The following is a 16,578-nucleotide window of genomic DNA, read 5'->3' on the forward strand; positions in this document are numbered from 1 at the left end:
TTGTGCGTCTTCATTTTCGAAATGGCAATTACGAAAATCACCAAATCGCACTATGTTTCTGCCGTCCGCAACTCGCCGCGCGCCTGACGGATGACCTGGCGCGCGGCGCTGACGGCCAGGCCGCCCATCACCGCCGCCACCATCAGGTCCGGCCAGCGCGTGCCGGTGCCGAATACGCCCAGCGCGGCCAGCATCACGGCTACGTTGCCGATGGCGTCATTGCGGGTGCACAGCCAGACCGAGCGCATATTAGCGTCGCCGTCGCGATAGGCGTACAGCAGCAGCGCCACCGTGCCGTTGGCCAGCAATGCCGCCAGGCCGATGGCGCCCATTACCGCCGGCGCAGGCACGCCACCGTTCGCCGTATCCCACACTACCTTGGCCAGCACAAAGCTGCCGTAGGCCGCCATGGTCAGCCCCTTGGCCATGGCAGCACGGGCGCGCCAGCCCAGCGAAGCGCCCAGCACCAGCAGCGACACGGTGTAGTTGCCGGCGTCGCCGAGGAAATCGACGGCGTCGGCCAGCAAGGCGGCCGAACCGGCGCGCCAGCCGCCGGCCAGTTCGACCACGAACATCAGCGCGTTAACCACCAGCGCAATCCACAAAATACGGCGATAACGGCGGTCCACCACCGGTTTGGCCGGCGCGCAGCCGCCGGAACAGCAATCAGACATGCTTCCTCCCTTGATGTATAGTCGCCATTACAAACCCTGAAGCCACTACAAGGTCAAGCCATGAAGATTGGAGAACTGGCCGGCCATACCGGCTACACCGTGGAAGCGATCCGCCACTATGAACATGCGGGGCTGCTGCCCAAGCCGGCCCGCTCGTCGGGCAATTACCGGCTGTATGGCAGCGCGCACCTGGAGCGCCTGCGCTTCATCCGCCATTGCCGTTCGCTGGACATGGGACTGGACGAGATCCGCACCCTGCTGGCGGTGCGCGATGAGCCGGAACAAAACTGCGGCACCGTCAACGCCATGCTGGACCAGCATATCGTCCAGGTCCGCGCGCGCATCACCGAGTTACGCGCATTGGAGCGGCAACTGCGCGACATTCGCGGCTTGTGCGGCGATAGCCACGCGGCCAAAGACTGCGCCATTCTGCACTGCCTGGGCAGCACGGCATAGCAATGTGATGCACCGAACAGACCGTTGCCTGCCGCGCGTCTAAGATGTGGCGCTTAACGCCACAACGAAGAACAGGAGCATGGTTTGAATATTCAACGCTATCTGGCCCCCTTTTCCAATGTCGACGGCGAGGAGTTGCTGGTTGCAGCCAGCGCCGCCGCCATCACCTTCTGCGCCATTTACGGCGTGCTGCGGCTGCTGCGCCGACGCCTCTGCAAACATGACGAAGCTGGCCGCCCGGACCGCCCGGCAGTACAGCTGTTCAAGGAAACGCTGAACCGCACCAGCATGCTGGCGGTATTGGTGGTATCGCTGCTGGTCGGCCTTAAAATGCTGGAACTGACGCCGATCTGGGAAGAACGCCTCGGCCATCTGTGGTTCATCGTGCTGGGTTTCCAGCTGGTGCTGTACCTCGACCGCGCCGCCACGCTCGGCGCCCGCCGCTACTTCCGCAACCACTCTGAGAATCCCGATTCGCCAACCACCGTCGCAAACACGCTGATGGTATGGGCCCTGAAGACTACCGTGTGGGTGATCTTCATGCTGGCCGCCCTCTCCAATCTGGGCATCAACGTCTCCGCGCTGGTTGCCAGCCTGGGGATCGGCGGTATCGCCGTGGCGCTGGCAGTGCAGAATGTGCTGGGCGACCTGTTTGCCTCGCTGGCCATCGCAGTCGACAAGCCGTTTGAGGTGGGCGATTCGATCGCCATCACCAACGTCTCCGGCACGGTGGAGCATGTGGGCCTGAAGACCACCCGCATCCGCGCCGACAGCGGCGAGCAAATCATCATCGGCAATGCGGAACTGCTGAAAAACGTGGTTCGCAACTACAAGCGCATGCAAACCCGCCGCGTGCAGTTCTCGCTGCGTATCAATCCGGCCACGCCGGCGGCGCTGGCAGCGAAGGTGCCCGATGCATTGAAGGCCGTTGTGGAGCGCCAGCCGGACGTGCGCGCCGACCGCGTGCACCTGAAGTCCGTCACGCAGGATGCGCTGGAATATGAGCTGGTGTTTTACATTCTGAATTCGTCGTACGCCAACTTCATGAACGCGCAGCAGGCGGTCTTGTTGGGCGCTTTGGAAGTATTCAGCGAATTGGGCGTGGACGCGAACGCGCCAACACGTCGCCTGCTGTTCGAGAAAGGTGCGGAGGCGGCCAACGAGACGGAGCAACCGGAGCCCCGTCTCGCCGCCCGCGCACATTAAGGCTTGAGCTTCGCATCCTCGGCTTGAGCATCCTGCATCGCTTCCGGCTCCAACTCTTCGGCCGAGCGATTCAGGTGAACGAAGACGCCCCATGCCGCCAGCAGCACGCCCACGCTGCCGATCAGCGCTGCGACATACAGCAATTCGCTGACGTCTTCGTGCACCGCGTGGAAGGTGGCGACCAGGCCTTCAATCGCCAGCGCTACCACCACGACCACGAAGAACCGCGACAGGAAGCGGCGCACGCGGGTCGGCGCGCTGATGTCGGCGTCGCGCACCACTTCTTCTTCGATGATGGTCTCGGCGATTTGCAGCGCCACCACGGCGGCGGCCAGGATGCCGATCGCCTCGATCACTTCCTGCGCCGCCACCAGACCCAGATCGGAATGCGCCGCATGCCAGCCCAGTTGCGCGCCGATGACGATCAGGAACAGCGCGCCGCCCGTGAACAGCAAGGCGATCAAGGCGTGCACCAGACCGAATGCCAGCATAATTTTCTTCATTGTTGATTCCCCAGCAGTTTAATTGTTCGATTGTAGAGCCCGACGCCGGCGCTAATCGTGCGCTAGGGCACATTGAATCTTCCTATAATCGCAATAATTATTAACTTTACAAGGCAATACCATGCGAAATCTCCTCCTGCTGGTGCTCGGCGCAGTCCTGGCCTCGGCCGCCTATGCGGACATGCCGGCCAAGGACACAGTGAAAGGCGCCAAGGACCATCCGCTGCTGTCGCGCTTTACCGATTCGAAGATCGTCGGTTACGACTTCAAGGAATTTGACGAAGTCACGATCCCCGCCGGCAAACGCGTGGTGGACAAAAGCGGCAAGCCGGGATTCGAGAGTTCGCTGACGCTGGAAGGCCGCTACACCCGCATCGCCTACAATTATCCGAAGACCCGTTCCGCCGTGGAGGTCATGCGCAACTACCAGGCAGCATTGGAGAAGGCCGGCCTGAAAACCGTGTTCACCTGCGCCAAAGAGACTTGCGGCGAAAACTTCGGCGAATACATGTACGACAAACACATGGGCCATAACTTCATTGACGGCGGCCAGCAGTACGAACCCTTCATCTACGGCCGCCACGATGACCGCTACCTGGTCGCCAAGGGCACCACCGCCGACGGCACGCTGGTGCACGTCGCGTTGTGGGTGGTGCCGCCGACCGAAAACCGCAACGGCGGCTTTTATATCCAGGTGGTCGAGGGCAAGCCGATGGAAGCCGGCAAAGTCAGCGTCAACCTGAATGCGGCGGATATGGCGAAGAGCATCGCGGCCGAGGGCAAGGTCGCGGTGTACGGCGTCTACTTCGACACCGACAAGAGCGACGTAAAGCCGGAGTCCAAAGCGGCGCTGGGCGAGATGGCCAAGCTGTTGCAACAGAATCCGCAGTTGAAGGTATTCGTGGTCGGCCACACCGACAACCAGGGCGCGCTGGCGCACAACGTGGAACTGTCGCAGAAGCGCGCCGACGCGGTGATCAAGACGCTCGCCACCGACTACAAAGTCGATGCCAGGCGCCTTGCCGCCAAAGGCGTGGCCTCTTACGCGCCGGTGGCTTCCAACGACGCCGAGGCGGGACGCGAGAAGAACCGGCGCGTGGAGCTGGTCAAGCAGTAATCAACTGGTCGTACGGAACCAGCTGACCAGCACCGAGATGGTCACGATCGACAGCACGGTGGAGACCAGGATGCTGCCGGCAATGCCAACCGCCTGGCGCTTGTACATATGCGCCAGCATGAACGGGCCGGTGCCGGTCGGTAGCGCCGCCAGCACCACGGCCAGCCCGGTCATCGCTGGCGACAGGTGGAACACATACACCGCCAGCACCCACGTCAGCGCCGGCTGGCCTATCAGTTTGAGCGCCACCTGCGCGCTCAGCGCCGGAATCTGCGGCCGGCCGCGCTGGTCGGCGATGAACAACCCCAGCGACACCAGTGCACACGGACTGGCTGCATGGGCCAGCAGGGACAGAAAACGGTCCGCGCCTTCCGGCAGCGGCGGCGCAAAGCCGGCGTACAGCGCGCCGAGCACGGGCGCCAGCAGCATGGGATTCTGCGCCAGCGACCAACTCACTTTCTTCAGTATGCGGCCGATGCCGCCGCCCTCGCTCACACCCAGCTCCACCACCGTCACGGCGATGCCGAACAACACGCACACCGTCAGGATCGAGGTAATCGTCGCCGGCATCATGCTCGATGGCCCGAACGCCGCCATCGCCAACGGAAAGCCGATGAAGCCCACATTGGCATAGGCAGCGTTCAGCCCTTCCATGCTGGCGTCGGCCAGCTCGCCGCCGCGCATGCGACCCACCGCCACCGTGATCGCGTAGACCGCGCCGCTGGCCAGACCGAAGGCGGCGATGAAGCCCGGCTGGTCCAGCTGCTTCCAGCTGGATTTAGCCATAATCTGGAACAGCAGCGCCGGCATGCCGAGATAGACCACGAAGCGGTTCATCTCGAATGCGCCGGCTTCGCCCATCCAGCCGCGATAACGGGCCAGCCAGCCGACGCCGATCAGCGCGAAGATCGGCAGGACGATGGAGAACAGAACCTGCACGTTATCCTTTCCAGCCGAGCAGGAAGTCCAGCAGCGCTTCGTTGACGCGCTCCGGCTGCTCTTCCTGCGGCAGGTGACCTGCTTGCGCGATCGGCGCGGTGCGAAGGTCGCTGGCCATTTCGGACCAGATCTTCGCCATGTCGAACATTTTGCCGACTGCGTGGAAGTCCTCACCCCACAGGGCCAGCGTCGGACAGGCGATCTTGATCTCGGCATCGACCTTGTCCTGCTCCACGTCTTCGGTGATGGCGCGGTAGTCCGACATGGCGCCGCGCAGCGCGCCGGGACGGCGATAAGCCTGCACATAGGTGTCGAACGCTTTACCTTCGATGGCCAGCGGGTTGTAGCACCAGTCGGAGAACAGGTGGCGCAACCACAGGTCTTCGCGGCCGGAGATCAGCGCCTCCGGCAGGTCCGGCACCTGGTTGAAGATGAAGAACCAGTACGACTTGGCCAGCGCCGGACTGAATTCGCGGGCGACGATGCGGGTCGGTACATTGTCCATCACTACCAAGCGATCCAGTAGTTCCGGATAGTCCTTGGCGAAGCGCGTCGCCACGCGCGCGCCGCGGTCGTGGCCCACCAGCGCGATCTTCGGAATATCCAGCACCTTCAGCAGCTCCACCAGGTCGCGCGCCATATTGCGCTTGTCGTAGCCGCCGGCCGGCTTGTCGGTTTCACCGTAGCCACGGAGGTCTGGTGCAATCACGCGATAGTGCTTGGCCAGTTCCGGGATCTGGAAACGCCAGGCGAAATTCGTTTCAGGGAAGCCGTGCAGCAGCACCACCGGCGCGCCCTTGCCCGCGTCCAGATAGTGTTGACGGATGCCGTTGGCCTGCACCGTGTGGTGCTTGATGTCGATGCTCATAGATTCCTCGCGATTGGATAACCTGGCGATTAAATCAGTTTGGCCTGTCAATCAACACTATCTTAGGATGAGGACTTTGGAGAGAGGAGGAATGGGCACGCGCGCGCCTACACTCCGGGGGATGACATCCAAGCAAGGAAAAAAGATGAGTGAAATTCCCCTCAAGCGACGCGACTTCCTGCGCGGCGCGGCGGGTGTTGCGCTGGCCTCCGGCATCGGCGCGGCCAGCACCGCCAGCAGCGCTGGTCCGCAGTCCAAACCCTATTCGCCTACCTACTTCACAGCCGCAGAATGGGCATTCATCAACGCCGCCGTCGAGCGCCTGATTCCCGACGATGGCAATGGCCCCGGCGGTGTGGACGCCGGCGTGCCGGTCTTCCTCGACAAGCAAATGCAGCTGCCCTACGGCCACGGCGCCTACTGGTATATGCAAGGGCCGTTTCATCCGGAGACGCCGCCAACGCTGGGCTACCAGCTGCGCCAGACGCCGCGTGAGTTGTACCGCGCCGGCATCGCCCTGATCGACCGCGCCGCCATGCATGCACACAAACACCCATTCGCCCAGTTGGACGCAGCCCAGCGCGACGCGCTGCTGACGCAGGCCGATCAAGGCCACCTGCCGGAAGACAGCCTGCTGGCCGCAGCCTTCTTCGCCCTGCTGCTGCGGAATACCCGCGAAGGCTACTTCGCCGATCCGCTCTACGGCGGCAACCGCGACATGGCCGCCTGGAAGATGGTCGGCTTTCCCGGCGCGCGCGCCGACTTCACCGATTTCATCGATCAGCAGGGACGCAAATATCCTTATGGCCCGGTGTCGATTGACGGATCGCGAGGCTGAACATGAAACCAGTAGATGCAGTCATCATCGGCTACGGCTGGACCGGCGCCATCATGGCCAAGGAACTGACCGACGCCGGCCTGTCCGTGTTGGTGCTGGAACGCGGCCCTGAACGCGACACCGCCCCGGACTTTGAATACCCGCGCATTGCGGATGAACTGAAGTACGCCGTGCGCGGCGACCTGTGGCAACCACTGGCCGGCGAAACCGTCACCATCCGCCACAAGCCTGGCGAAATCGCCGTGCCGTATCGCCAGTACGGTTCCTTCATCCTTGGTAACGGCACCGGCGGCGCCGGCGCGCACTGGAACGGCCAGCAATGGCGCGCCTCGCCCAACGACCTGCGCATCCGCAGCGTGTACGAAGAACGCTACGGCAAAAAATTCATCCCGGACGACATGAGCATCCAGGACTATGGCATCAGCTACGAAGAGCTGGAGCCCTACTTCGACCACTTTGAAAAAGTCACCGGCGTGGCTGGAACGGCCGGCGGCAACCCGTATGAGGGCAAGCGCAGCAACCCGTTTCCGCAGCAGCCGATGCCGCCGATACTGAGCTCCCAGCTGTTTGCCAAGGCCGCGCGTGAACTGGGCTACCAGCCCTTCGCCGTGCCGGCCGCGAACAGCACCGCCGCCTACACCAATCCATACGGCGTGCGCATGGGACCGTGTAATCTGTGCGGCTACTGCGAGGGCTTCGGCTGCTTCCTGTATTCCAAGGCGGCGCCGCAGACCACCATCATCCCGGTGCTGAAGGGCCGCAGCAACCTGCAAGTGCGCCACAACAGCTACGTCACCCGCATCCTGCTCGACAGCAGCGGCAAGCTGGCCACCGGCGTCCGTTACATCGACGCCAACGGCAAGCAGGTCGACCAGCAGGCAGCCATGGTGGTACTGGCCAGCTTCCAGATGAATAACGTGCGCATGCTGCTGTTGTCCGGCATCGGCAAGCCTTACGATCCGGTCACCGGCAAAGGCGTGGTGGGCAAGAACTACGCTTACCAGATGGTCAGTAGCAGCACCGCGTTCTTCGACGAGAGCGTGAACATGAATCCCTTCATGGGCGCCGGCGCCGCCGGCCAGCAGGCCATCGACGATTACAACGCCGACCACTTCGACCATGCCAAGCATGGTTTCATCGGCGGCGCGATGATCTTCGCCGGCGCCACCGGCGGCCGTCCCATCGTGCAGATGCCGTTGCCGCCCGATGCGCCGCGCTGGGGCAGCGGCTGGAAAAGCGCGGTGCGCAAGCACTATGCGCACAGCAGCTCGGTCGCCACCATGGGTTCCGTGATGTCCTACCGCGACCGCTACCTGGACCTGGACCCGACCTACCGCGACGCCCACGGCGTGCCGCTGCTGCGCATGACCTTCGACTGGCATCCGAACGAATACAAGATGACTGCATTCACCTCGGCGCGCGCGGGCGAAATCGTCAGCGCGATGAAGCCGCAGCGCATGTCGCAGCACATCCTCAAGCCGGGCGACAGCTACGACGTGCGCGTTTACCAGTCCACGCACAACACGGGCGGCGCCATCATCGGCACCAATCCCTCCAACAGTGTGTTGAACCGCTATTCGCAGTGCTGGGATGTGCCCAACGTGTTTGTGTTCGGCGCCTCGTCCTTCCCGCAGAACATCGGCTACAACCCCACCGGCCTGGTCGCGGCGCTGACCTACTTTGCCGCCGCCAAAATCCGGTCCACCTATCTGAAAACTGGCGGAGCACTGGTACACGCATGAATAAACGGACTCTCTTTATCGGTGCGGGATCGGTGCTGGTGATTGGCCTGCTGACGTTAATCAGCGCCACCCGCTGGTCCGATTCGCGCGCCGGCGCCCATCCGCAGGCGCCGACGGTCAGCGCTGACATGATCGCGCGCGGCGCGTACCTGGCGCGCCTGGGCGACTGCGCCGCATGCCACAGCGTGCAAGGCCAGGCGCCCTATTCCGGCGGCCTGCGCATGCAAACGCCGATCGGCGCCATCTACACCAGCAACATCACGCCGGACCGCCAGCACGGCATAGGCAATTACACGCTGGCCGATTTCGACCGCGCGCTGCGCTATGGTGTGGCTAACGGCCATACGCTGTATCCCGCCATGCCGTATAGCGCCTATTCCAGCACCACGCCGGAAGACGTGGCCGCACTGTACGCCTATTTCATGCACGAGGTGCAGCCGGCAGCGGTAGCAAAGCGTGACAACGAGATTCCGTTCCCGCTCTCGATGCGCTGGCCGCTGACCATCTGGCGCTGGGCCGTAGCCCCAGCGCCGCGCGCCTTCCAGATGCAGACCGGCGACGCCATGCTGCGGCGTGGCGCCTACATCGTCGAAGGCCTCGGCCATTGCGGTGATTGCCACACGCCGCGCGGGCCAACGCTGCAAGTGCGCGCGCTGAGCGCGGCGGATGGTCCGGCCTATCTGTCCGGCGCCATCATCGACGGCTGGAACGCTCCTAGCCTGCGCAACGGCGACCGTACCACCATCGGCGCCTGGAGCGAAGCGGATATCGCGCAGTTCCTGCGCACTGGCAGCAACCGCCATGGCATCGCCTTCGCCTCGATGAACGAGGTGGTGACCGACAGTACCCAGTTCCTCAGCGGCGATGACGCGACTGCGGTGGCGCACTTCCTCAAATCGCTCACCGATGCTGGCGCCGGCACCGGCAAGGGCCGCTATGTCTACGATCCCGCCACCAGCCTGGCGCTGCGTAACGGCGACGCCGGCGCGCGCGGCGCCCAGCTGTATCTGGACAACTGCGCCGCCTGCCATCGTCCGGACGGCAAGGGTTATCAGGGCGTTTTCCCGGCATTGGCTGGCAACCCGGTGGTGGCGGCAGCGCCATCCGATTCGGTGATCCGCATCGTTTTGGAAGGTATGAAAACCGCGCGCACCGACAGCACGCCGGCGCAATTCTCCATGCCCTCCTTCGCCCAGCGCTTGAGCGACCAGGATGTGGCGGATGTAGCGACCTTCATCCGCGCCAGCTGGGGCAACCAGGCGGCGGCCGTCAGCGCCAGCGATGTGAAGCAGCAGCGCGCCGGTTCACACTAGTCGTCCAGCAAACGCCGGCAGCCTTGCAGCGCCGCCGAAGCGTCGCGCATCATGAAGTTGACCAGCGTGGCCGAGCAGCCCAACTGCGCGGCCACATCGCGCTGCGACAGCTCGTGAAGGCGATGCAGCTCAAAGGCGCGTCGCGTGCGCGCCGGCAGTGTCTTCAGGGCCTGCTCCATGGCGTCGACCACGCGGCGCTGGTGCAGCACCTTGTCCGGCGTGACGCCGCAGGCGCGCTCCATCCCTTCCACATCCAGACCGTAAGTGCGGTAACTGGCCTCGGTGCTGTGGCGGCGAAAATGGTCCATCGCGAGGTTGCGCACCACCTGATAGCAATAGCACAGCGGCTTTTGCACGCCGCCCAGCGCGCCGCCCTCCGCCAGCCTCAGATAGGCGTCCTGCATGATGTCATCGGCAAAATCGGCGGCGCGAACGATGTTGAGTACCATCTGGCGCAATTGCGGGTGGTGCTGGATAAAGACCTCGTTGAGGGACATGACTGTGCTCTCGTTTAATTGAATGAGAATAATTCTCATTCAATTATAAAACGAATTTCACAGCCATTGCAAAATAAGCACAATTATTTGCGGATCAAGCGCCTCAGCGCCTGGCGGCCCAGTTCCGTCACCGGCAGTTCCATCGCATCCAGCGTGTTCTTCACCAGCAGGCCCAGTTCCGTGTCGCCCTCCATCGACAGGCGGCGCGCGAAGAACAGCGTGTCCGGGTCCTGTTCGCGCTTGGCCAGCGACACGAAGTCGCGCGCGCAGGCGCCGATCTCCAGGTCCGGCACGCCACTGTGACGCAGCGCCGCGAAGCCGTCACCGCGCCAGGTAAAGTCGAACGCCACGCCGGCGTCGCTGACGCGCACGCGCAAATGGCGGCCCGCCAGGCCGGCGCGCACGTCGTCCGGCAGATGCGGCTTGACCACCAGGTTCAATGCGGCCACGCACAGCAGCGATCCGGGATAGGCCGGCAGGCGCTGGCCCAGCGTCGCCAGCAAGGCAGGCAACGGCTGGGCGGCGCCGTAATGGTTAGTTGCGACTGGGTTCATGCTGCGTTCTCCATGCTGTATTCAAGTCCGGGCTTGCCGTACCAGTAGCCGTTGCAGGCCTCGGACGGCAGCAGCGGCGAGATGGTGTCGGCGGCTTGGCGCGGGGCCAGCGCACCGGTGCGCGCGGCGTCAAACGCGGCGATGATCTGTTTCATATGGGTGGACTGTGGGCTGAGGCGCGCCACATCCACGCCCAGTTCCGCCATCTGCGCCATCTCTGCCGCCAGGTTGTACACCAGTGCGGACTGGCTCTGGATGCCGTTCAGGACCAGGAACGGCTGCTTTTCGCGCGTCTGCATCATCAGGCCATCCGGATGGTCGATGCAGCTGAAGCGGCAGTCATCCTTCGGCAGGTTGCGGTTGCGCGCCGTGAAGCAGCGCGCCGAAAACGCCAGCGGCATGCGGCCGAACGCGAATACCTCGGTCTCCATCCCCTGCGGCCGTTCGCGCTGCATGTGCGCCAGTCCCGCACGGCCCATCTCCAGCGGCATGACCCAGCGCCTGGCGCCAAGTTCGTGCAGCAGCGACAGCGTCGGCGGGTTGTAGACGTTGAGGTGCGGCCCGGCGACGAACGACTGGCCCGCCAGCATCTGCACCGCCCCCATGTCGTTGGCCTCCACTTGGAAGCGGCCATTGGCCACCAGCTTGCGCTGCGCGGCGACGTCCGCGCTGGATTCGATCAGCGCCAGCGTCGACATCACCACTTCCTTGCCACGGCCTTGCAGCAGTTCGGCCACGGCCAGCCAGTCGGCGGCGCGCAGCTCGTGGCGGCGCGAGCACACGGTCTCGCCGAGGTAGACGATATCCACCGGGCTGTCCGCGATGTCCTCATAAAATTCCATGACCTTGGCGCGCGGCCAGTAATACAGCAGCGGCCCGAGGGCGAGTTTCAGCATGACTTCTCCGTTGTTATTTCCACGCGCGGTGATACGCGCCCAGTGTGTGCTGCTGGCCTTCCGCCAGCGTATTCAGTTCCGCCATCCAGGCCGGCTTGACCGAGTAGCGCGCCGCGTTGCGCAGGCAGTCGTCCAGCGCCGCGCGCCACACACGCGTCACCTGCGACACATAGGCCGGGCTGCGCTGGCGGCCTTCTATCTTCACCGCGCGCACACCCATCTCCAGCAGTTGCGGCAGCAGTTCCAGCGTATTCAGGCTGGTTGGCTCCTCGATGGCGTAATAGGTTTCGTCCTCCACCTCAAAGCGGCCCTTGCACAGCGTGGGATAGCTGGCGTTTTCCTGCGGCGTGTAGCGGTCGATCATCACGCCGTTCAGGCGCGACTCCAGGCCGCGCGGATTCTGCTGCCAGCGCACCGCCTTGGCCGGCGAGCAGACGCCGTGGGTATTCGGCGATTCGCCCGTCACATACGACGACAGCTGGCAGCGTCCCTCCACCATCACGCACAGGCTACCGAAGCCGAAGACTTCGATTTCCACCGAGGTGTTCTTCACCACATGCTCTACCTGCGCCAGCGACAGCACGCGTGGCAGCACCGCGCGCGCCACGCCAAACTGCTTCTGGTAGAAGTTGATGGCTTCCGCATTGGTGGCCGAGCCTTGCACCGACAGGTGCAGGCGCAGCTCCGGGTAACGGTCGGCGGCGTAGCGCATCAGGCCCGGATCGGCCAGGATCACCGCATCCACGCCGGCGTTGGCAGCGCGGTCGATGGCGCTTTGCCACAGTGCCGTGTTGTGCGGCTGCGGATAGGTGTTCAGCGCCAGCAGCACCTTGCGGCCGTGGTCATGGGCGTAGCCGATACCGGTGCTGATGCCCGCATCGTCGAAATTCAGGCCGGCGAAGTTGCGGGCGTTGGTGGCGTCGCGAAAACCGAGGTAGACGCAGTCGGCGCCCAGGTCGATGGCGTTCTTCAGCGCCGGCAGGCTGCCCGCCGGGCATACCAGCTCGATGGGAGGAGATTCAGATGGATTCATAAGGTTTTGATAGCTAACAGGGGCGGACGAACTGTATCGCCTCGTGATCCCGGAAATCCTTGATGTGAATCAAAGAATTTGACCTTTATCGGGTGGGACAATGTGCGCACGCTTAATGAAGGACAAACAAGATGCAAAAGATCGCCACATATCTCGATCACGATCATCGCCGTTGCGACGATCAATACGCCCTGGCGGAATCGGAAGTCATCCTGCACCACTGGGACGCCGCCAGCAGTCAATTCAGCAGTTTCCTGGCCATGTTCGGCCTCCATCTGGACAAGGAAGAACGCGTGCTGTTCCCGCGCCTGGACCACGCACTGGGCAACGGCTACGGCCCCACGGTGGTGATGCGCGCCGAGCACCGCCGCATGCGCGAGATGCTGGACCAGATGAAAACCGCCATCGCCCGCCACGACTGCGACGCCTTTTTCGACCAGGCCGACATGCTGCGCCTGCTGATGCGCCAACACAGCCTGAAAGAAGAAGGCATCCTCTATCCGCAGGCCGACTTCGTGCTGGCGCAGCAGGCTGACGAAGTCCTGGCCAGCATGGAGAATCTCGAACAAAACGAATGGAGCGCCGCATGAACAGCCAATTCCACATTGAGGCCGTGCTGCGCCAGGCCAAGCCGCGCCTGAGCACCCTGCTGAAACTGATGTTCAGCGAAGCGCAGGCCTTCGGCCAGAAGACCCAGTGGCTGGGCAGCGTGATCGCCTTGATCGAACCGCTCGGCTTCCAGGAGCGCACCATTCGCACCGCCCTGTTCCGCCTCGCCGAGAGCAAATTGATCAAGATCGAACGCCACGGCCGCCGCAGCCTGTGCATGCTGACGCCATCGACGGCAGCCGCCATCCAGGCCGCGCGCCAGCGTCTCAACACGCCGGCCGCGCGCAGCTTCGGCGAAGACTGGAGCATGCTGGTACATACGGGCAGCTTCAGCGCCGCGCGTTACGCCACCGCGCGCAAACAGCTGCTGGAGCTGGACTATTGCGTGCTGGCGCCGAACATCATGGCGCGGCCGGCGTCCTACGCGCGCGGCGTGCAGTCCGGCGAAGACCACGGACTGGCGCTGTTTGAAGTTAACGGCAGCCAGCTGGCGGCGGCCGTGCGCCAACCGCTGTTCGGCAAGATGGACTGGGATCTGGACACGCCGAAGGAATTGTACGAACAATTCCAGCAGCGCTTCACGCCATTGCGCGCGATGCTGGGCAAGCGCGGCGCCCTCACCGACCAGCAGGCCTACATGGTGCGGCTGCTGGTCAGCCACGGCTACCAGCTTAGCCGCCGCAGCGATCCGCTGCTGCCGCAGGAGCTGCTGCCGCAAGACTGGCCGGCGATGGCCGCCTACCAGACCTATGTCGCCCTGTACGCGGGCTGCGCGGCGCAGGCGCGCCGCCACATCCTCAAGATCACTGAAACGCCGGCACTGGAACAGCCAGTCATTGCGGCGCCGCCGGCCCGGCAGGTGGCGCGCCGGTCCAGTGTTTACATGACTGCTTAATCATCGAAAGAGAATCAAGATGGAACTGGAAATGGCACAGGAATACTACGACGGCCCGACCTTGAGCGTGACCGTTAACCGCGAAGGTGCACGCGTGCACCGCCTGATCGATGACACCACCTACCCCACGCGCGCCAAGAAGCTCTGCATCCGCCGCGATCCGATGGTGGAGGCGCTGTTCGGCGCCGCCGCCGAACACGCGCCACAGGCAGCCCCCGCGCGCAAGATCAAGGCAGGCCGGCGCTGACTGCATCGGAGGAATAGGCTTCTGCGGATGCCTGTCCTTGCGCTGCAACCGGCATCACCGCCTGCTTGCGGCGAGCAACAAGGCGCAGCACATTCGACGCATCGCTGGCGGCCACCAGTTTGAACTGGCCGATCAAGCTACCAAGTTGCACTGCCTGCTGCTGCATGCGGCGCGCCGCCAGCGCCGCTTCTTGCACCACCACCGCGTTCTGCTGGTTGATAGCGTCGATGTGCGCCACGGCCTGGTTGATCTGCGCGATACCGCTGCTTTGCTCCTTGCTGGCATTGCTGATATCGCCCATGTACTGCTCCACCTTCACCACCGATTCCACAATGCCGGCCATGATGCGGCCCGCATCGGCCGCCTGACGGCTGCCGCTCTCGATTTCGCTGACTGAATGCGTGATCAGTTGCGTGATCTCGCGCGCCGCCGTCGCCGAACGCTGCGCCAGATTGCGCACTTCGGTGGCGACCACCGCAAAGCCCCGTCCCTGCTCGCCGGCGCGCGCCGCCTCCACTGCGGCGTTCAGCGCCAGAATATTGGTCTGGAAAGCGATGCTGTCGATGACGGTGATGATGTCCGCAATCCGGTTGGAGCTGGCGCGTATCGACTCCATGGTCTGCACCACGGCGTCGACGGCGGCGCCGCCCTCGCCGGCCACGCGGGCCGCCGCCAGCGCCAGCTCGTTGGCGTCATGCGCGGTGTCGGCGTTCTGGCGCACGGTGCTGGTCATCTGCTTCATGGACGCGGCGGTTTGTTCCAGCGAGCTGGATTGCCCTAAAGTGCGCGCGGATAGGTCGGCGTTGCCGTGCGCGATGTCGTCGGCGCCGGCGCTGACCAAGATGCTGGCCTCCTTGATCTGGCCAACCAGCGATTTCAGGTTGGTCTGCAGGATGCGCAGCGCATGCTGCATCTCGGTCGCCTCGCTGCTGCCGCGCGTCGCGATGCGGGCGGTGAGGTCGCCGCCGCTCATCTGCTCCAGGTGCGCGCGCATGTCATTGAGCGGCTGGATGGCGGCTTTGCGCAGCATGATCAATCCCGCCAGCGCCAGCAACATATCCACGCCCAACATCGCCGGCGATATCAATGCCGCCGGCATCAGGACGATTATTAAGAAGAATAGCGTATTCAATTTAAACGCCAGAGATATACTACGCTTTTCTGGAAAATGAAGATTTTCCGTATTATAAAGACGCTGGGCGGATTCGATTTTCTCGCGTGATGGCTTTACCCGAACAGACGTATATCCGACGATGCGGCCGTTTTCCAGATACGGTGCGGCATTCGCCTCGACCCAATAGAAATCGCCATTCTTGCAGCGGTTCTTGACCATCCCGGTCCACGCCCTGCCCGCCTTCAGCGCGCGCCACATATCGGCGAATGCGGCCGATGGCATGTCCGGGTGGCGCAAGATATTCTGCGGTGCGCCGAGCAATTCCTCTTCCGTGTAGCCGCTGATCTTGATGAAATCCCGATTGACGTAAGTGATATTCCCCTGGAGATCGGTTTTTGAAACAATCGTCTCACTGGCATCCAGCACATATTCCACATCACTAATAGGCAAGTTTAAACGCATAATCGCTTTCAGCGCAAAATTAAGCTGGCAATTATATAGTCGCCACAACAACATAATTAATAAATATTTATCTTATTCCATTTTGATTTGGGTCAATGCAAAAAGATCCAAGCAAATCTTCTTTTTGTCCAAAGCCATACGGTTGATAGTTGGTTAGGCTTCGTCACCAGAGTGAATCAATCACCAACCAGGAGACAAAATGAAGAAACCACAGCACATGCTGATGTGCGGTGTGAGCATGCTCACGCTCTGCAGCACTGCATCCGCCCAAACCGACGACGCGCCACTGACCTCGGTCACCGTGACCGGGTCACGCGTGATTCGCAACGGCGACAGCAATCCTTCGCCCACCACCGTCATGAGCAGCGACGACCTGATGACCGCCAAACCCGGTTCGACGCTGGCCGACGCGCTCAACACGCTGCCGGTGTTTGCCGGCTCGCGCGGCTCGGCCAGCAATCCCACCACCGCAGGCAGCGCCGCCGGTGGCAGCGGTTCGGCCAATCAGCTCAACCTGCGCAACATCGGCGCCACCCGCACACTGGTGCTGATGATGGCAAACGCATTCCGCCCACGCTGTACAACGGCGCCGTCGATGTCGACCTGATTCCGCAG

Annotated in this window: 19 protein-coding genes; 10 read left to right on the forward strand and 9 right to left on the reverse strand. The window is 63.2% G+C overall.

The window, feature by feature from the left end:
* Positions 1-50: 50 nt before the first annotated feature.
* Positions 51-674 carry a cation efflux transmembrane domain-containing protein gene (locus GTP69_RS23860; protein WP_161057210.1) on the reverse strand — a complete coding sequence of 208 codons (624 nt, stop codon included), beginning with the start codon at positions 672-674 and terminating at the stop codon, positions 51-53.
* 60 nt (positions 675-734) lie between these two features.
* Here GTP69_RS23860 and cadR point away from each other — a divergent pair, with 60 nt between their 5' ends.
* A complete protein-coding gene (cadR, locus tag GTP69_RS23865) occupies positions 735-1,130 on the forward strand; it encodes a Cd(II)/Pb(II)-responsive transcriptional regulator (protein ID WP_161057211.1) in 396 nt (131 codons plus the stop codon).
* Between the two features lie 84 nt (positions 1,131-1,214).
* The gene (locus tag GTP69_RS23870) at positions 1,215-2,336 is read left to right on the forward strand and encodes a mechanosensitive ion channel family protein (RefSeq protein ID WP_161057212.1); all 1,122 of its coding nucleotides are present in this window, start codon (positions 1,215-1,217) and stop codon (positions 2,334-2,336) included.
* On the opposite strand, the gene GTP69_RS23875 is transcribed toward GTP69_RS23870, so the two are convergent.
* The gene (locus tag GTP69_RS23875) at positions 2,333-2,839 is read right to left on the reverse strand and encodes a hypothetical protein (RefSeq protein ID WP_161057213.1); all 507 of its coding nucleotides are present in this window, start codon (positions 2,837-2,839) and stop codon (positions 2,333-2,335) included. The genes GTP69_RS23870 and GTP69_RS23875 overlap by 4 nt on opposite strands.
* Before the next feature lie 121 nt (positions 2,840-2,960).
* On the opposite strand from GTP69_RS23875, the gene GTP69_RS23880 reads away from it, so the two are divergent.
* The gene (locus GTP69_RS23880; protein WP_161057214.1) at positions 2,961-3,956 is read left to right on the forward strand and encodes an OmpA family protein; all 996 of its coding nucleotides are present in this window, start codon (positions 2,961-2,963) and stop codon (positions 3,954-3,956) included.
* Here GTP69_RS23880 and GTP69_RS23885 read toward each other — a convergent pair whose 3' ends face one another.
* Positions 3,957-4,895 (reverse strand): AEC family transporter, encoded by a 939-nt coding sequence (locus tag GTP69_RS23885; RefSeq protein WP_371868089.1) that lies wholly within the window; start codon positions 4,893-4,895, stop codon positions 3,957-3,959.
* Position 4,896: 1 nt separating this feature from the next.
* Complete coding sequence (locus tag GTP69_RS23890; protein WP_161057215.1) at positions 4,897-5,763, reverse strand: alpha/beta fold hydrolase; 867 nt, start codon at positions 5,761-5,763, stop codon at positions 4,897-4,899.
* A 145-nt stretch (positions 5,764-5,908) separates the two neighbouring features.
* Here GTP69_RS23890 and GTP69_RS23895 point away from each other — a divergent pair, with 145 nt between their 5' ends.
* From GTP69_RS23895 to GTP69_RS23905, 3 genes are read left to right on the forward strand one after another with little or no spacing between them, the layout of a single operon-like run.
* The gene (locus GTP69_RS23895; RefSeq protein WP_161057216.1) at positions 5,909-6,601 is read left to right on the forward strand and encodes a gluconate 2-dehydrogenase subunit 3 family protein; all 693 of its coding nucleotides are present in this window, start codon (positions 5,909-5,911) and stop codon (positions 6,599-6,601) included.
* Between the two features lie 2 nt (positions 6,602-6,603).
* Positions 6,604-8,343: a GMC family oxidoreductase gene (locus GTP69_RS23900; protein WP_161057217.1), complete on the forward strand. Its 1,740-nt coding sequence runs from the start codon at positions 6,604-6,606 to the stop codon at positions 8,341-8,343.
* Positions 8,340-9,656 (forward strand): cytochrome c, encoded by a 1,317-nt coding sequence (locus tag GTP69_RS23905; protein ID WP_161057218.1) that lies wholly within the window; start codon positions 8,340-8,342, stop codon positions 9,654-9,656. Before GTP69_RS23900 ends, GTP69_RS23905 begins: the two co-directional genes overlap by 4 nt.
* On the opposite strand, the gene GTP69_RS23910 is transcribed toward GTP69_RS23905, so the two are convergent.
* From GTP69_RS23910 to ubiU, 4 genes are all read right to left on the reverse strand, one after another.
* The gene (locus tag GTP69_RS23910) at positions 9,653-10,153 is read right to left on the reverse strand and encodes a sigma-70 family RNA polymerase sigma factor (protein ID WP_161057219.1); all 501 of its coding nucleotides are present in this window, start codon (positions 10,151-10,153) and stop codon (positions 9,653-9,655) included. The genes GTP69_RS23905 and GTP69_RS23910 overlap by 4 nt on opposite strands.
* An 83-nt stretch (positions 10,154-10,236) precedes the next feature.
* On the reverse strand, positions 10,237-10,707 hold the full coding sequence (gene ubiT / locus GTP69_RS23915; protein ID WP_161057220.1) for a ubiquinone anaerobic biosynthesis accessory factor UbiT: 471 nt from the start codon (positions 10,705-10,707) through the stop codon (positions 10,237-10,239).
* Positions 10,704-11,603: a ubiquinone anaerobic biosynthesis protein UbiV gene (gene ubiV, locus GTP69_RS23920; protein WP_161057221.1), complete on the reverse strand. Its 900-nt coding sequence runs from the start codon at positions 11,601-11,603 to the stop codon at positions 10,704-10,706. The genes ubiT and ubiV overlap by 4 nt, the downstream gene beginning before the upstream one ends.
* A gap of 13 nt (positions 11,604-11,616) precedes the next feature.
* A complete protein-coding gene (gene ubiU, locus GTP69_RS23925) occupies positions 11,617-12,636 on the reverse strand; it encodes a ubiquinone anaerobic biosynthesis protein UbiU (RefSeq protein ID WP_161057222.1) in 1,020 nt (339 codons plus the stop codon).
* Positions 12,637-12,767: 131 nt separating this feature from the next.
* Here ubiU and GTP69_RS23930 point away from each other — a divergent pair, with 131 nt between their 5' ends.
* The 3 genes from GTP69_RS23930 to GTP69_RS23940 are packed head-to-tail and all read left to right on the forward strand — an operon-like array spanning position 12,768 to position 14,387.
* The gene (locus GTP69_RS23930; protein ID WP_161057223.1) at positions 12,768-13,226 is read left to right on the forward strand and encodes a hemerythrin domain-containing protein; all 459 of its coding nucleotides are present in this window, start codon (positions 12,768-12,770) and stop codon (positions 13,224-13,226) included.
* Positions 13,223-14,140, forward strand: coding sequence for a PaaX family transcriptional regulator C-terminal domain-containing protein (locus GTP69_RS23935; RefSeq protein ID WP_161057224.1), 918 nt, complete (start codon positions 13,223-13,225; stop codon positions 14,138-14,140). The genes GTP69_RS23930 and GTP69_RS23935 overlap by 4 nt, the downstream gene beginning before the upstream one ends.
* Positions 14,141-14,159: 19 nt before the next feature.
* Entirely contained in the window at positions 14,160-14,387 is a 228-nt protein-coding gene (locus tag GTP69_RS23940; RefSeq protein ID WP_199240549.1) for a hypothetical protein, read from the forward strand.
* On the opposite strand, the gene GTP69_RS23945 is transcribed toward GTP69_RS23940, so the two are convergent.
* Positions 14,368-15,951 (reverse strand): methyl-accepting chemotaxis protein, encoded by a 1,584-nt coding sequence (locus tag GTP69_RS23945; protein WP_229261129.1) that lies wholly within the window; start codon positions 15,949-15,951, stop codon positions 14,368-14,370. The two genes, GTP69_RS23940 and GTP69_RS23945, sit on opposite strands and share 20 nt — an antisense overlap.
* Positions 15,952-16,162: 211 nt before the next feature.
* On the opposite strand from GTP69_RS23945, the gene GTP69_RS31455 reads away from it, so the two are divergent.
* Positions 16,163-16,570, forward strand: coding sequence for a TonB-dependent receptor plug domain-containing protein (locus GTP69_RS31455; protein WP_229261130.1), 408 nt, complete (start codon positions 16,163-16,165; stop codon positions 16,568-16,570).
* Positions 16,571-16,578 lie beyond the last annotated feature (8 nt).

Origin of the sequence: Duganella levis, assembly GCF_009857605.1 — a bacterium.
GTDB lineage: Bacteria > Pseudomonadota > Gammaproteobacteria > Burkholderiales > Burkholderiaceae_D > Rugamonas > Rugamonas levis.

Bases quoted from the DNA above. Each gene is read 5' to 3' on its own strand.
- cadR (WP_161057211.1), top strand. From the start codon at position 735: ATGAAGATTGGAGAACTGGCCGGCCATACCGGCTACACCGTGGAAGCG.
- GTP69_RS23880 (WP_161057214.1), top strand. From the start codon at position 2,961: ATGCGAAATCTCCTCCTGCTGGTGCTCGGCGCAGTCCTGGCCTCGGCC.
- ubiU (WP_161057222.1), bottom strand. From the start codon at position 12,636: ATGAATCCATCTGAATCTCCTCCCATCGAGCTGGTATGCCCGGCGGGC.
- GTP69_RS23875 (WP_161057213.1), bottom strand. From the start codon at position 2,839: ATGAAGAAAATTATGCTGGCATTCGGTCTGGTGCACGCCTTGATCGCC.
- ubiT (WP_161057220.1), bottom strand. From the start codon at position 10,707: ATGAACCCAGTCGCAACTAACCATTACGGCGCCGCCCAGCCGTTGCCT.
- GTP69_RS31455 (WP_229261130.1), top strand. From the start codon at position 16,163: ATGAAGAAACCACAGCACATGCTGATGTGCGGTGTGAGCATGCTCACG.
- GTP69_RS23905 (WP_161057218.1), top strand. From the start codon at position 8,340: ATGAATAAACGGACTCTCTTTATCGGTGCGGGATCGGTGCTGGTGATT.
- GTP69_RS23895 (WP_161057216.1), top strand. From the start codon at position 5,909: ATGAGTGAAATTCCCCTCAAGCGACGCGACTTCCTGCGCGGCGCGGCG.
- GTP69_RS23935 (WP_161057224.1), top strand. From the start codon at position 13,223: ATGAACAGCCAATTCCACATTGAGGCCGTGCTGCGCCAGGCCAAGCCG.
- GTP69_RS23860 (WP_161057210.1), bottom strand. From the start codon at position 674: ATGTCTGATTGCTGTTCCGGCGGCTGCGCGCCGGCCAAACCGGTGGTG.
- ubiV (WP_161057221.1), bottom strand. From the start codon at position 11,603: ATGCTGAAACTCGCCCTCGGGCCGCTGCTGTATTACTGGCCGCGCGCC.
- GTP69_RS23890 (WP_161057215.1), bottom strand. From the start codon at position 5,763: ATGAGCATCGACATCAAGCACCACACGGTGCAGGCCAACGGCATCCGT.
- GTP69_RS23910 (WP_161057219.1), bottom strand. From the start codon at position 10,153: ATGTCCCTCAACGAGGTCTTTATCCAGCACCACCCGCAATTGCGCCAG.
- GTP69_RS23930 (WP_161057223.1), top strand. From the start codon at position 12,768: ATGCAAAAGATCGCCACATATCTCGATCACGATCATCGCCGTTGCGAC.
- GTP69_RS23900 (WP_161057217.1), top strand. From the start codon at position 6,604: ATGAAACCAGTAGATGCAGTCATCATCGGCTACGGCTGGACCGGCGCC.
- GTP69_RS23940 (WP_199240549.1), top strand. From the start codon at position 14,160: ATGGAACTGGAAATGGCACAGGAATACTACGACGGCCCGACCTTGAGC.